Annotated in this window: 12 protein-coding genes; 2 read left to right on the forward strand and 10 right to left on the reverse strand. The window is 36.5% G+C overall.

Translation table 11 applies throughout. The features are described from left to right. Positions 1–295 precede the first annotated feature (295 nt). Positions 296–1345, forward strand: coding sequence for a glycoside hydrolase family 18 protein (locus tag JOD18_RS09130; protein WP_204668643.1), 1050 nt, complete (start codon positions 296–298; stop codon positions 1343–1345). 340 nt (positions 1346–1685) lie between these two features. Continuing rightward, positions 1686–2534, forward strand: coding sequence for a CvfB family protein (locus JOD18_RS09135; protein ID WP_204668644.1), 849 nt, complete (start codon positions 1686–1688; stop codon positions 2532–2534). A 212-nt stretch (positions 2535–2746) separates the two neighbouring features. Here the strand turns inward: JOD18_RS09135 and JOD18_RS09140 are convergent, their stop codons facing one another. The 10 genes from JOD18_RS09140 to JOD18_RS09185 form a co-directional block, all read right to left on the reverse strand. Further along, positions 2747–4606, reverse strand: a complete 1860-nt coding sequence (locus JOD18_RS09140) for a beta-L-arabinofuranosidase domain-containing protein (protein WP_204668645.1) — start codon at positions 4604–4606, stop codon at positions 2747–2749. Positions 4607–4687: 81 nt separating this feature from the next. After that, complete coding sequence (locus tag JOD18_RS09145) at positions 4688–5992, reverse strand: ABC transporter substrate-binding protein (protein ID WP_204668646.1); 1305 nt, start codon at positions 5990–5992, stop codon at positions 4688–4690. A gap of 67 nt (positions 5993–6059) precedes the next feature. Beyond that, positions 6060–6944 (reverse strand): carbohydrate ABC transporter permease, encoded by an 885-nt coding sequence (locus JOD18_RS09150; protein ID WP_239588019.1) that lies wholly within the window; start codon positions 6942–6944, stop codon positions 6060–6062. Then, positions 6937–7821 carry a carbohydrate ABC transporter permease gene (locus JOD18_RS09155; protein ID WP_204668647.1) on the reverse strand — a complete coding sequence of 295 codons (885 nt, stop codon included), beginning with the start codon at positions 7819–7821 and terminating at the stop codon, positions 6937–6939. The genes JOD18_RS09150 and JOD18_RS09155 overlap by 8 nt, the downstream gene beginning before the upstream one ends. Positions 7822–7952: 131 nt before the next feature. Then, positions 7953–9497 (reverse strand): response regulator transcription factor, encoded by a 1545-nt coding sequence (locus tag JOD18_RS09160; protein ID WP_204668648.1) that lies wholly within the window; start codon positions 9495–9497, stop codon positions 7953–7955. A gap of 32 nt (positions 9498–9529) precedes the next feature. After that, on the reverse strand, positions 9530–11302 hold the full coding sequence (locus tag JOD18_RS09165) for a cache domain-containing sensor histidine kinase (RefSeq protein WP_204668649.1): 1773 nt from the start codon (positions 11300–11302) through the stop codon (positions 9530–9532). A gap of 621 nt (positions 11303–11923) precedes the next feature. Beyond that, the gene (locus JOD18_RS09170) at positions 11924–12898 is read right to left on the reverse strand and encodes an ROK family glucokinase (RefSeq protein ID WP_204668650.1); all 975 of its coding nucleotides are present in this window, start codon (positions 12896–12898) and stop codon (positions 11924–11926) included. Between the two features lie 41 nt (positions 12899–12939). Beyond that, positions 12940–13677 carry a glucosamine-6-phosphate deaminase gene (locus JOD18_RS09175; RefSeq protein ID WP_204668651.1) on the reverse strand — a complete coding sequence of 246 codons (738 nt, stop codon included), beginning with the start codon at positions 13675–13677 and terminating at the stop codon, positions 12940–12942. A 17-nt stretch (positions 13678–13694) separates the two neighbouring features. Continuing rightward, on the reverse strand, positions 13695–15116 hold the full coding sequence (locus JOD18_RS09180) for a M81 family metallopeptidase (RefSeq protein WP_204668652.1): 1422 nt from the start codon (positions 15114–15116) through the stop codon (positions 13695–13697). A 28-nt stretch (positions 15117–15144) separates the two neighbouring features. Beyond that, positions 15145–15990 carry a sugar phosphate isomerase/epimerase family protein gene (locus JOD18_RS09185; RefSeq protein ID WP_204668653.1) on the reverse strand — a complete coding sequence of 282 codons (846 nt, stop codon included), beginning with the start codon at positions 15988–15990 and terminating at the stop codon, positions 15145–15147. Positions 15991–15994: the final 4 nt, after the last annotated feature.

Genomic DNA, 15994 nt, shown 5'->3' on the forward strand with positions numbered 1-15994 from the left:
TTATTAAAGCGTTATCACTTTACACTTGATGAAAGTATACTACGAACAAAATGTTTTTGAAACCTAAAAAAATTGAAATACTTGATGTTGATTTGATAGAATACAATCGAATTGACATCGGTAACATTAACTGGGATGATGATCAAGTAGAGCAAGTTACTAAAATGATTTTTGAAACTATTATTGAATTGTCAAACAGACTGATGGAAGCATCGACACACATAGGTAGGCAAGCCGTTCCAGTTATTTGTACCGTACGTAATCAAAACGGATCTTAGGGAAGGATGGATGGAATATGGGAAATGAATGTAAAATTATCGGATATGTGGGCGATAGTGACTTACCAAATCTGCGAGAAGAGGATGCCCTAAAGTTAACACACATTAATATTGCGTTTGGTCATGTAAAAAATGATGAAATCAGTATTGATCATTTAAAACACTTGCATCAGCTTGAAAAAATTAAAGCGTTTAATCCAAAGCTTACTATTTTACTCTCAGTTGGCGGATGGAGTGCAGGCGGATTCTCAGAAGCAGCTTCAACTGCTGCCGGCAGACAAAAGATGGCAGAAAGTGCCGTACGAATTGTAAGGGAATATAAGGAACTGGATGGCATTGATCTTGACTGGGAATATCCGTGCTATGGAGAGGCTGGTATTGAATCGTCCCCAGATGATAAGGAAAACTTTACATACCTTTTAAAGCAAATCTGGGAAGAACTGGACGCGCTCCAGCAGGAAACAGGAAAGTATGCTCTTCTAACAATTGCAACCGGTGCTGATCAATACTATATTGATGGAACGGAAATGGACAAGATAGAACAGTATTTGGATTATGTGCAGCTGATGACATATGATATGCGCGGCGGCTTCCAAGTACTTACTGGTCATCATACGAATTTATATACGCCGACAGGTGATTTATTCCGAATTAGTGTCGATCAATCTGTCCACTTATTTATGAAAGCAGGCGTACCACGTGAAAAAATTGTTGTAGGAGCTGCTTTCTATTCACGGATGTGGAAGAATGTACCGAATAAGAATAACGGTTATTTGCAGATGTCGCCAGGTTCAGGCGGATACGGCCCTGATTTTACCGAACTTGCTTCTGATTATATTCACACAAATGGCTACACACGCTTCTGGGATAATGAAGCAAAAGCACCCTACCTGTTTGATGGAAGTACCTTTATTTCTTATGATGATGAAGAATCAATCAAACATAAATGTAACTATGTGCATCATGAAGGGCTAGGCGGCATTATGTTCTGGGAATACAAGTGTGATAAAACCTATCGTCTTTTAGAGGCGATGCATAAAGCAAGGAATGTGAAAAGTAAATATTGACATTCCCTTTCATTTATGAGAGAATGTTAAGGTTAACAAACTAAAGTAACAAATAAGTGTAGCTGGTATTCTACTTCATATTTTTGAAAATACTTATTCACACTGGCGCGACTAAGGGGTCGCAAGGACGTAAGAGCAGGTAGGGCTTATGTTGCTTAAGTTAGGAAATCCCAGTGGAATATTTACCGCGGTAAAGTGAAATTCTATTAATGAAATTTCCCACCTGAATTTGTCAGGATATAAAATAAATCATAAATCTTATGTGTTACTTTATCAATCAAAGGGGTACTCTTATAGTAGGAGTACCCCTTTTCCAATACATATGAAAGAAGGTTTTAATATGAATAATCTAATAGGTACGATCCAAACACTGAAGGTACTGCGAACAATTGATACTGGTTATGTGTTAGAAAACGACATCCTCCTGCACCATAATGAAACAGACTCGGAACTTGAGGCTGAACAATCTGTGGATGTTTTTCTTTACCAGGATAAAAAAGGACAAACTATTGCAACGACACAATTACCAACTATTCAAATCGATAAGTATGGCTGGGCAGAAGTGGTTGAAGTCTTACCACACTTAGGTGTATTTGTTAATATTGGTACGTCAAAAGAAATCCTCGTATCAAAAGATGATTTACCATTGTTCGAAAGCGTATGGCCAATCATCGGTGATGAACTTTATGTTTCATTAGGCAAAGATCGCAAAGGACGCTTGCTTGCACTCCCTGCGACAGAAGGCATTATGGAAAGAATATTTGAATTAGCCCCTGATGATCTATTGAATGCAACTATCAGTGGCCGCATCTACCGTACAGACAGAGAAGGATCTGCATGTATAACAGACGAGGGCTATCGCGGGTTTATCCATCACACCGAACGAAAAGAAGAGCCGCGCTTAGGTGAACGAGTGGAAGGTCGTGTGATTGAAGTGAAACATGATGGCACATTAAATGTATCACTCAGACCATTAAAACAACACAGTATGGGTGAAGATGCCGATATGATATTGGCTCGATTAGAAGAAAGTAATGGCATTATTCCGTTTTCCGACAAAAGTGACCCTGAAGATATCCGTGGCACATTTCACATAAGTAAAGCAGCATTCAAACGTGCACTTGGTAAATTATTGAAAGAAGGGAAAGTAGAACAGCGTGATGGGAAAACTTACTTAAAATCTAAGTAACCATATTTCTCTCAACTTTTTAGACATTAGGACCTTACGATTTCGTTTAGAAATACTAATCGGCCAATCATTCACAAATTAATGATTGGCCGATTTATTTATGTTTGTATCTGAAATACCAAGTTGTTAAATAGTTGCTTTTACACATTCAACAGTAAAGAATATCAGCAGGCACTCAACCCAGTCACTTCTATAATAAAATCATCTATTTTTCACAGCTCAATAAACGGCACCTCTGTCATTCTTAAATTTGTACATCCATAAGGCAAAAGCTTAATCTTCTTTACTCCACTTACTGGCTTTCTATCTGCCGGGGTTCTTGTAACCACCCCATCTTTTTGAGGCCAATCAATCTCTACTACCTTTGCCGAGGCTTCAAGTGGTGGTTCAACTGGATTAAAAGGAATCTCTCCCACTTTATGGAATTGGAGGTCTATTCCTTTATCTATATAGGCATAATTCCAAGATGATGTAGGGGTCACTTCATAATCACAATGCGGATAAACCCGCAGAGTTTCACTTTCACCGTAATCTATTCTGTTCCACTCTTCTTCGACAGCTATCGATAACAGAAGCGGTCCCCTTCTAACTGCGACCATATTCTCTGGCCTATTTATGAATTCCGACTCATAGTGTAAAATCACATCGATTGTTTCTCCATCTTCCCATACTTTAGATATATTATGGTATTCCCCGCTCTTTGCCGGCTTTCCATTTACCGTTGCGCTGGAACAAAATGCTGGAATTCTAATATCTAGATCTAATGCACACGGTTGTTCCACTTGAACGGTGAATTGCATCGTGTTACGAAATGGATAGTCTGTTGCAAGGTGGACCTTTATCCTTTGATCGTCAACAGTTGTTTCTACTTCTGCAGGTGCAAATGCGGTACAAGCGATTCCTTTCTTCGTTTTCATAAAAGTGGATAAGGCAAACTTAGGCCAAGCCTGATTAAAATTAGCAGTGCAGCAACCAAAGTGCGGTTCTAATCCAAATATATGAGCCTCACCATTATTCGTTCGAAATGGTTGTTTTCCTTCTTCAATCCTGCTGCATTCCACCTGATTTACCATTTGATCATATTGATGGGACCACATATCAGGACTAATTGCTGCCGGCAAAGCGTTATAAGCGATATATTCAAGATGGTCTGACCACTTTACATCACCAGTTACTTGAATTAGGTTCTCTAACGAATACATAAATTCTGCTACTGCACATAGTTCGGTTCCTTGAGTAGGGCTGTCACCTGAGAGACATTCGTCTCCAGTGAAAATACCCGTGGCAGTCCCATGAAATGTTAATAATTGCTCAAGCATTTTATCTGCAAAACGTTGATCGGTCTCTTTTTTGCTTATTCTGCTAAATAAAGCTAGTGATTTCACTGCCATTGCTTGATTCACCACATGACTCATTTGACTCCAATGTCCAAAAGAGCTCGGCTTTTCATACGGCCAATGTTCATATAAAGATTGATAATCAAAGCCCTGTGCCTTTAATTTAACAGCTAGTTGAAGCAGCCAGTCTTCCTGTCTTCTTTCATATAGCCAATATATTGGTATCAACATTTCAAACCATCTGGTAGAGGCCCAATTAAAGATAGTGAATTGATCAATATGCTTGTCAAAATGGACAGTCGCTCGATGAATAACCTCTTCTATTCTTTCATCCTTACTACAATCATGGTAAACAACCAATACCTTTAATAGTAGAAATAAGGCCCACATATCATATTGGCCTCTCTCTTCCTTTGAACATGGACAAATCCAACCATCTTCTTCTTGTCCGTCTATAATGGCATCGATATACTTTTTTGCACGAGCTTTCATATCTTCGTCATCTAATAAATATGCTAGAGGGATAAAACCGTCTAACCAATAAGGGACTCGCTCCCAGCCTTCCTTATCTCCGCCAATCCATTTACTATCTTTAATATCTGGCCAAAATTTGTCTAAATTACCACTGAGTCCTTTTGCTTGAAGCTGAAGCTGTCGTAATAGCCATCCCTTGGGCTTTATCTCTTTGGTTGTTAATGGTTGAAACATTAATTCCCCAATCACTTTTGTGGTCATATGTTATCCCGCCTTTTCTTTATCATATTGACTTCTCTAGAAATAAAGTGTACAGGGTTTTACTCCCGTACACTCCATTGATTATTGATTTGCTTCCTCCAACAGTCCCTCTAATATTGGAGCTAATTCATCGGCTGCTTTATCTGCTTCTAATTCATCAAGACCAACCAAATCAAATTTCTTCATGGATTCATTCATCAATTCTTGCCAATTATTCGTAAAAGGAACTTCTCTTGAATAATCTACTGATTGGAACCATACTGCTTTTTCTTCCGAATTTAACGGATTAAACATATCATTTTCTCGTTCCTCAGCTACTGATTTCAATGTTGGTATTCCTCCTAATCCATGATCCACTAAAATATTTTCAGCTTCTTCGCTCATGAAGAATTCAATAGCCTCCCATGCCTCTTCTACATGGTCAGAACCTTTATAGATAACATACTTGTCTATAAAATTAGGTGTAACAGCTTCCCCTTTAGAGCTTCTTGGAATCGGAGCAACCCCCCATTCAAATGAATCAATTTCTGCAAAGGACGGCATCATCCATTGACCTTCTGCAATCATGCCCAACCTCCCTGTTTTAAACAATTGATCGACAGGCATCGTTTCTGTTTCTGCTGGTGTGGGGGAAATCCCCGATTGTATAAGACTTTGAAGAAATGTTAATGCTTCTTTAGATTCTTCTGTATTCACAATGGGTTCTGTCATTTCTTCATTGATTAATCCACCATTATTCGACCATAAATATTGAATAGACCGTTCTGGGTTAAAACCTACATAAGCCCCGTATTGTTTATTAGCTCCTGAACCTTTCGTTATCTTTTCTGCAGCTTCTTTATATTGATCCCAAGTCCACGCTTCTTCCCAATCTGCTGGCGGATATTCAATACCTGCTTCATCAAATAAGTTTTTATTATAATACATTGCCATGGTATAAACTCCAATTGGTGCACCATATATATTGCCATCTGTGTATTCCGTAAAAATAGAGTCATAATAGTCATCTTTGTTTAATGATTCTATAAATGGCGATAAATCTTCTAATTGTCCTTTGGAAGAATACATGGGCATATAGGCTACGCCGATTCTGCCAATATCAGGCGGATCACCTGAAGCTATTTGAGCCGTCATTTTTTGATTATACTCATCCCAGCTTCCGGGCAAACGTTCTAACTTCACCTCAATATCCGTTTGTGATTCATTAAAGGCGTCCACTATTCCTTGCCATCCAGGCATCTCGTCGGTACCTGCCACAATGGACATTCGTAATTCTACTTTATCACCCTCTCCGCTATCACCCTCTGAACCGGTATCATTGGAGCAGCCAACCATTAATAAGACCAAAGACAATACTAATGCACCCCATAATGTAATCTCTTTCATCTTAACCCTCCTCATATTTAATTTTCAATATTCATTTTTTATGTTGGTGAATACTTACAATATAGAACTAACCTTTTAATCCACTTAATGTAATTCCTTCAATGAAATATCTTTGTGCAAATAAATAAATGATTAATACAGGAATAAGTGATATAGCAGAAGCAGCCATTAACACCGTCCAATCTGTTGTGTATAGTCCTTGAAATGAAGCAATAATTAAAGGAATTGTAAACTTAGATTCATCATTCAAATAAATAAGCGGCGCCAAGAAATTATTCCAGTTTGCCATAAAAGTAAAAATCCCTAAAGCAGCTAGAGCTGGCTTACAATTTGGCAGTACTATCTTCCAATAAATCTGCCATGTATTTAACCCATCAATTCTAGCCGCATCTTCTAGTTCAGTTGGAAATGTACTCATAAATTGCCGAAGTAGAAATACGCCAAAAGCATTGGTTAGAATTGGTGGTATAATAAGCGGAAGGTGTGTATTCACCCAACCAATTTCTTTGAATAACATAAACATAGGAATGAGCGTTATTTGTCCTGGAATCATCATCGTAGCTAACAGCACGACAAACAGAAAGTTCTTCCCCACAAAATTGATTTTAGCAAAAGCATAACCTGCCATGGAACAGCTAATTAAAGTGCCTATTGTCACTAACCCCGTTATTTTTAGGCTATTCCAATAAGCTAAGGCAAAGGGTAACGCTGACCACGCTTTTCTGTAATTTTCAAACTCAAAAGGGTTTGGAATAAGCCGAGGAGGGTATTCAAATACTGCTCCTTGTCCCTTTAAAGAGGTAGAGATCATCCATATAAATGGCACCAGCATAATCAATGCGCCTGTAATTAAAACAATATAGATAAAACCTTTCATAAAATATTGTCTTACTCTCTTTCCATTTTCTTGTGTGTCAGACCTTTTGGAACGACCTAACGTCATACTAGGCATCGTAATTCACCCACTTTGAGAATTTAAATTGTAACAGTGTAAAAACCAGAATGATAATAAATAGGATAAAGGCTATCGCAGAAGCTTCTCCCATTTTAAAGAATTGAAATGCTTTGTCATAGATGTGCAATACAAAGACATTACTTGCATCTGCTGGACCTCCTTTGGTCATCATATAGGGTTCGTTGAATATTTGAAACGAACTAATCAGTAACATGACAAGTACAAAGAATATCGTAGGAGACAATAAGGGAAAGGTTATTTTCCAAAACTTTTGCCATCCGTTAGCTCCGTCTATGACAGCGGCTTCATAAAGCTGCTTGGATATGCCTTGTAAACCAGCTAAAAATAAGATCATGTTATATCCGATTCCTTGCCATATAGTCATGAAAGCAATAGACGGCAAAGCCCACTTTAAACTAGATAACCACCCCGGTCCTTCAATGCCTATCAATCCTAAGCTTGAATTAATTAAACCAAAGTCAGGATTATACATCCACGTCCACACTAAGGCTACTGCTACAGATGAGGTGACAACAGGCATAAAATACGCTGTCCGTAAAATGACTTTTCCCTTGATGTTTTGGTTAAGCATCAGAGCTATGATTAAAGAACCTATCATCGTTAAAGGTATATTAATCAACGCAAAAAACGAGGTGTTCCTCACTACTTTCCAAAAAACAGAGTCCGATAATTGCCTCGTATAATTTTCTAAACCTAACCATGTAGGTGTCGAACCAATATCCCATTCTGTAAAACTAATAGCAAAAGCAAATATAATCGGACCGATAATAAATAATGTAAGCCCTATCATTTGTGGACCTATAAAAAGATATGCCCACATATTTTCACGTGCCCTTCTGCTAAAGTTAAACATATACTAACCCCCTTTTCATTTTAAATTTGTGATCACAAGGTTAGTGTAATTTACTTTTAAAATATCGACAATGTAGCTATGGTTAGGTTTTGTTTGTTGATATTAAATACCTTCAAACAATTTAGAGGGTCTTAATCATTTATCTTGATTTCCAATTGATTGCGATATTGTTTTGGAGTCAATCCACTGTTTCGCTTAAACATTTGGCTGAAGTATCTCCCATTTACATACCCAACTTGTTCAGCAATTTCATATATTTTCAATCGCGGATTTTCTAATAACTCTTTGGCCACTTGGTATCTATAATTCACTATATACTCACTGAAGGTTTCGCCAGTTTCCTGTTTAAAGAGAACACTTAAATAACTTGGATTAATACTTAAATCAATCGCTACATTTTTTAAAGTAAGATCACAACCATAGTTCTCTGCAATCATCTTTTTTGCCCGTTCAATAATAAAATTTTTCTCTTTCCTTTCACGTTCATTCACTTTTGCAAAGCATTGCATCACTTGTTCATAAAGCCATTTCTGCGCAGCACCATGGTTTTGAAAAGATAATGAGGTTGATTCATATTTAATTAATAAGCTTTTGGTGATTTTCACTAATAAACTATTCACATAATTATTTAGTTCCTTAAACACCATATGTTCAAAATAGATCGTAAGCTTATCAAAAGTCTGCTTTACCTCTTCCTTTTCACCTAACTTTATGGCATTCACCAAGGCTAATTCTACTTCAAACGGTATGATAGAGGGATCTTTGTCAAAATCAAGAATATCATGATAATGAATAATTAATTGATCGGGCTTGGAATAATGAACGGCCTTTTTACTTTGATTATAAGATAAAGAAGCTTCTTCCATTAATGAAAGCTGTTCACCCACGCCTGCTTTCCATAAGAAATCATGGTCTTGTGCACACTTGATCCTTAAAGCATGTAAATCCTCTTTTAAATTATCCCAATCCATGAACCTCTCTTTGTCACCCACTAGTAATAATAGTATCTCATCTTGTGCATCTGGCAGAATGATGATTTCTAATTCTTTCGGAAAAAGGTTTTTTGTCAATTCCTCTAAGGTTTTAACACATAGACTTAATGATAATTGTTTATTTTGAACAATCGTTATGACGATAATAGCTGTCTCAGATCCCCACTCACCTTTATGGGAAATATCTATATTTCCAACATGTCCCCCATATAATAAATTCCGAAAGGTCTTTTCTGTAATCCATTTATTATAATTGTTCAATGAATCATGTAAATCCTGTTTCTCTTGCTTTTCTTGTTTCCGTTCTATCAAAAGATCTTCTGTCTTCTTTAAAACTTTTATGATGTCCTCAGCTTTTGTTGGTTTTAAAATATAATCGAAAGCACCATTTCTTAATGCTTGTTGTGCATATTCAAACTCAGGATATCCAGTAAGCAATATAACTAAACTTTCAGGGTACAATTCTTTTATTTTTTGTAAAAGCTGTAACCCATCTACTTTAGGCATCCGAATGTCTGAAATAATTAAATCTGGCTGATACTGCTTTATAAGCATTAAGCCTTCTTCACCGTTTTTTGCTTCACCCACTAATTCCCAATTCCCATCTAAGTTTTCAATAACCTTTTTCAATCCAGTCCGAACCATATATTCATCATCAACTAACAACAATTTAAGGTTATGCAAATGATCTCACTCCTTTTTTCTACAAACACTTCTTACGTGCTCTTTTTTGGGAAATGTAACGGTAATTTAATACTAACCCTAGTCCCTTTACCAATTTCACTTTCTATCTCGATGCCATAAGCGGAACCAAAGGTAAGTTTAATCCGTTCGTCCACATTATGCAGTCCAATGCCATTGTTTATTTGTCTTTCCTTCTGAAAAGATTCGATTTGTGCTTTTTCGATACCAATGCCATTATCCTCCACTGCGATTATGAGATTTCCTTGGTCCTCTCTGGTAGATATAATGATCCTGCCGTCTTTATTACTTTCTTCAAGTCCATGATGAACAGCATTCTCAACTATCGGCTGCAATATCAATTTAAGCACCTTAGCATGTTCAAGACTTTCTGCCATTTGAAGTTCAAAATTTATCTTATCTCCCGACCTGGCAGATTGTAAATTAATATAGTTTTGCACATTATCCATCTCTTGTTTCAGTACGACAAATGAACCTTCATTGCTAATACTGTAGCGAAGCATACTGGATAAGGAAACAATCAATCCGCCAATTTTCTCCTCTCCTTTGACATATAGCATCCAATAGAAAGTATCCAGCGTATTATAAAGAAAATGAGGATTGATCTGTGCTTGCAGGGCTTTTAATTCTGCTTGTTTCTCTTTCATTTCTCGCTCATATACTTGTTTAATCAATTCATTAACCTTGTAAATCATTCGGTTAAAACTATTACTTATCGATTGAATTTCTCTATTTTGCTTTAGATTCACACGCACCGAAAAATCGCCTTTTTCCACTGTTTTCATGGTAGTTATTAATTCCATTAAAGGATTGGTTACACTCTTCGTTATTTTAGAAGATAAAAAAATGGTCAGGATCACCCAGACAATAATGATGATCAAAAGGATTCTTTGAACTTCCCATAATCCCTCTGTGATTTCATCAGATGGGACTAAGCCTAGCACACTCCAACCTGTTTCCTCCGATTGGTCAAACGCAATAAAATAATTTGTACTTCCAATCTTCTGAATCACACTATCTGTATTTTCCCTATATCTATCTGATATATTCTCTAATATTTTTTCATCTAATTTGGTTCCTACACTTCCTCTCAATTGACTAGTAAGAACTGTTCCTGTTTGATCCAAAATGAATGTGCTTCCAGTCTGACCCATCTCTAGTTCAGCAATCAAATCAAAAATTAGATCTTCTGATATGGTAAATGATAAATAGCCAATTGGTTCGGTAGAAGGACCTAATACATTCTTTATGGCACGTTGAGCAACAACTAAGTTGGTCTGTGGTGATGATGAATTAACGTTTGCATAGCTCCAAAGGATTTTTCCTTTATACTGATCCAGCTGGTCCATCCTATCGGGCGGTATTTGCAATTCGTTCAGTTTATTTTCAGTAGTAACCAAAAGACTGCCATCGTTAAGATAAATCGAGGCAGATGTTATATTACTATTATCTATAATGAAACGTGTAAGTACTTTTCTTAAATCTTCTCTTGTGCTATAATCCGCAGCTTGAATGTTTTGTGGATTTAAACTTTCTTGTATTTTATCATTCGTTAAGATCGAGATAGAATCTTCAGCAAATTGTTTGAGTTTGGAGTCAATCTCCTGATTTGTCTGTTGCAATATTTGAGTTACATATTTTGCGGCATTCTGATTAATTATTTGGGAGCTCTTCATATACATCACTACAGACATGAATATAACTGGTATAATAGCAATACAAATAAAACTAATAAGCAGAATAGACTTTAAACTAGTATTGTTTTTTTCTAATCGTTTCGGTATCATATGCCCTCCTAATTATGCAAGATCATTTAATCAGTGCAGAGTTGGACTTCTATGAGGATAGCGATTTCATAACATCCCAAATAAACTGTTAATTCGTAATAATCACCTTCTTATTTACATATCCCAGTTGTTTTAAATTCGATAAAAAAAGACAGTTCCTCAATAACTGTGCTATAAATAGCAGATGAATTTATAATTATTCTTAATTATATAGGAGAGCTAAGAGAAAGCAAGATACTTTTGTACATTTAACATAGTACATTTAGGGGACTTTATAGTGAGGGGTTACACATATGAAAAAATTAACCTAAAAAACAACAAGCTTTACATTCATAAAGTACTTTTAAATGATAAACACTGGTTCATTATAATGGACCTTCTCCACATCAAAGATAAAAAACTGCCTCAATTTGTCCATATAATCGATAACTAATCTAACATAGTTCTAAATTAGGGAAGCGGGAACATTTGGGATTATTACATACGTATTTTGAATAGATCAGTACAAGTTTGGTACATGATGAGCTGTAATCAAGCTGAGTTGAGCCTTACGATTAGAAGGCCTCAAGCAAATAATACACTTGAGGCCTTTTGCTGTTTGATTATTTAAACAGGACATTACTATAGTTGCCCAAATTCACCCGTTTTATGAAGCACAATATAGGCTGCGCCTATAATACCTGCATCATTACCTAATTTCGCAAGCTTTACCTCACACGTATCAACAATCCGTGGCAGTGCATACTTTTTCAAATAGTCATTTACAATAGCCAGCAGGTAGTCACCAGCTTTCGAAAGTCCTCCTCCAATCAATATTCTGGAAGGATTGATTACAGAGGCAGAATGTGCAAGTGCAAGTCCTAGAAGACCTAAAGCTCTTTCTATAATTCTATGGCTAGCTTCATCACCCTTTTTCGCCATATCAAAAACATCTTTCGCTTCCATAACTTGTTTTCTTCGTTGCCATTCCGCTAACCTCGCATCAGGATGTTCCTCTATATACGCTTCCACGGCTCTAACAATACCTGTTGCTGAAGCGATAGTATCCAGACAGCCGTTTCTTCCGCAATTACATAAATAGCCCTGTGGATCTACAGTTACATGGCCTATCTCCCCAGCCGTTCCATTAAAACCATTTAAGATCTCCCCATTGGCAATAACTCCGCTGCCAACTCCCGTGCCTAACGTTACAGCGATTAAGTTTTCAGCATTTTCTCCTGCTCCCAGCCAATTTTCTCCTAATGCTGCTAAGTTCGCATCATTCTCTACAAAAATAGGCAGCCTGGTCTTTTCACGAAGTTTTTCTTTGAGCGGAAACATTCTCCATCCTAAATTAACAGCTTCATATACCAATCCTGATTGATTATCAACAAAGCCAGGAGCACCTATCCCGATACCCAACAGCTCATCCTGATTTATTTCCATGTCTGATAACTTTTCCAGAATTGAATTCCAAATATTATCTATTATATTTTCACCATTGTTACTGATATCTGAATGCACTTCCCATTTTTCTATGATATAACCCTGGTTATTTATTAGACCGATTTTTGCTGTTGTTCCGCCTATATCTATCGCGATTATTGTTTTATCCACACATCTTGCACTCCTACTTCAATAATATTTTAAAATTTGTATTAACGATAATCATTGGTTAATAAAGATGCAGCTTCTTCATCAATAATAAAAATTACATTATCGTGCTGTTGAAGAATAGAAGCTGGACAATCAGTGGATAATGGCCCTTCAATAGTCTCTTTTACTGCTTGCGCCTTTCTTGTACCTGAAGCTGTTAATAAGATTGTTTCAGACTCGATAATATCAGCTAATCCTAAAGTCAGCATCTGAGTAGGTGCCTCATCCCGCGTTAAATGGTGGTAACCCATGGTACTTTGAATAGTAGATTCATCGCTATCTGCACAAAATAGCCTTTGATCAAATGATGTACCAGGTTCATTGGCTCCTAAATGACCGTTAACACCAAGCCCCACAATTTGTAAATCCCTCGGATATTGATGCAGCAGCTGGTTATAGCGCTTAATCTCACTTTGTAAATCTTCCAGACTTCCATCTAGTAATGCTTTTAACTTTGGTTGTTCTTTAATCAAATCATAGAATTTATTGTACATATAAGTATATACAGTAAAGGACTTGTCTCGTTCTGCTATATACTCATCTAAGTTCATAATGATCGCATCTTTTATCGATAATTCTCCATTATTAATCGCTTTAACTAAGAGTTCAAATGTTCCATCATAACTAGCTCCTGTAGTCGTATTAATAACAGCGTCCTTCTTCTTATCCAGAACGCTTTTAATTACCTCATAAGATTTTTGAGACATTTCTTCATAATTTTTTGTTTGAATGATTTTCAATTTATTTCACCTCATATTTAAATTAATGTTATATTTGATTTTTGATGCTTGTAATTTAAATTCTTAATATTTAAAAAAGTAGCTCCTGGGGTCATAGCAAGGATAGACAGTTTCGCTATCTCACTTAATTCATCAAATAAATAACCTTGTTTGACAACAACAACGTCATATTCTTCTATGTGAAGCCCAGCTCTTGTAAAATGATTTAATGTAATGAACGATTCCGCTCTATTGGCTACCGCCACATCTAAATTCCCAATGGAAACTGTACAAACATCACCTACTTTGTCATCCGTAGCATTTAAATAGCCTAATAGATCACCTTTTGCTTTTAACTTTCCCTTCACCAAGACTTTTTGTGTATCCTTATCATTATTAATGCCTATACTTAACTCAACAGGTTCATTAATTTCCTTACTGTTCAGCAGTTGATAGGCCTCTTTATCATAAATAGCAGAAATTAGTACCTTCTTTTCTCCCAATTCTGAATGATGAAAAAGTTCCAATAAATTAGTGTTCATACCTGTTGCTCCAGCAGTAGTGTTATCTCCAGAATCTGATATAAACACAGGGTTTTGATCAGCCTGCAGCGCTTTAAGAACCGCCTCCTCAGGTGATAGATCCAGAGCACAGAAGGTAAACTGTTCCACTCTTTCCATAATGAAATTCTCCAGCTCAATCGCTTTCTCATCGGCATATTCTTTGTATTTGGCACTTTTGGGAATAACAAATATCGATGTGGAAGTATTTTCCGAATCACTCCAAGCATGACTCAAGAAAAATGAAGCTGACATAATTTTTTCATCGGCTTCTATCTCCTTTATTTTGTTGAAGATTGACTTTAACGGTTCTTGGCTTCCCAGTGCCTTCTCACCACAAATAATTAATGGCATTTTAATAAAAGCTGGCTGAAGGATTTCTCTTTGTTCCACTACATCTAATAAATATTTCGCCGTTAAGGCCTCTATTTCCGATTGATCTACATGAGGGACCGTTTTGTACGAACAAACAATATTTACGTACTTGTATAAATCGGCAGCATTATTTGCATGAATATCTAACGTAAGAGAGAGCGGAATATCATTACCTACAAGAGATCTTACTTCCTTTAATAATGCTAATTCTCCTGAACCTATCCCTTCAACAACCATGGATCCATGAAGGTGTAGCCAAATTCCATCAATATCAGGCTCATTCTTTATAGCAGAGAGTATCTTCTCCGAAAAATAATCAAAAGCCCGTTGGGTCACAGTTCCTGAAGATAAGGCAGTTGCATAGATACTTGGAATGATTTCTACACCGGCATTTTTAAATACTTCTGTACTTCCCAATCGCTGAAGGCAGTCCTCCCCTTCAATAATGACAAAATCCTCAACATTTGTACTAAAAGGATTAAAAGTATTGGTTTCGTGATATAGACAACCTACTAAAACTTTCAAGTTATTACCTCCTTCACACTGTAATAGATTAGATACCTGCTTTATTAAATATATACTCCATTGCCTCTTTAGACTTTTTCGCTAATTCAGCACTTGATTCTGTTGGTTCATGAATCGTTAAAATCTCTTGAGATACTATTCCTTGGTAGTTTATATGCTGTAATGCCTTTAAAAAACCTACTAAATCAATAGCTCCCTCACCAGGAAACAATCTATCATTATCCAACACTTCTTCTCTTGGAATATCTTTGGCATCATTTATATGGACATACGCAATTTGTTCTGGTTTCAGTAACTTAATATCTTTAACCGTACCCTCGATTGTATGCCAGTGAATACTATCAAGTACTATTCCGACATTCGGTTCACCTATCAGGTCAATCCATTCCAGCGTAGATTGAATATCCCATATAAATGGATACTTCCATTTATTTCGCAAATGAACAGGGCCGACAAATTCTAAAGCTAACGTAATATCATATTGTTTTAGAAGATTGGCGCAAACCCTTAAGCGATTTGTTAATTTAATCAGATAGGCTGCCGGATATTCGTCGGTAGATGGAAAAAAGAAAGTGAAAAATGTTGTACAGCCTAGTTTATTCGCTATCATTGCACTTTCGATCAAATCAGTCATAGACTGTTGAAAGTTTTTATCTGATGTTCGCCAGTTAACAGGTAAGGAAACGGAACCAAGCTTGATATTATTTACCTTCAAAAAATCCCTAGCTTCATTTTCGCCCTTTTCTTCAACAAACACCTTTAAATCTGTAAAATCTGTATCTACAGCATCAAATCCATTCGTGGAAGCTAGAATAATTAATTCTTCTAAGTTTTGAACATTATCTAGCCCTGCCTTGCCTATCCCTTTTAACAATGTA

The sequence above is a fragment of the Gracilibacillus alcaliphilus genome (genome assembly GCF_016909015.1).
GTDB classification, from domain to species: domain Bacteria; phylum Bacillota; class Bacilli; order Bacillales; family Amphibacillaceae; genus Gracilibacillus; species Gracilibacillus alcaliphilus.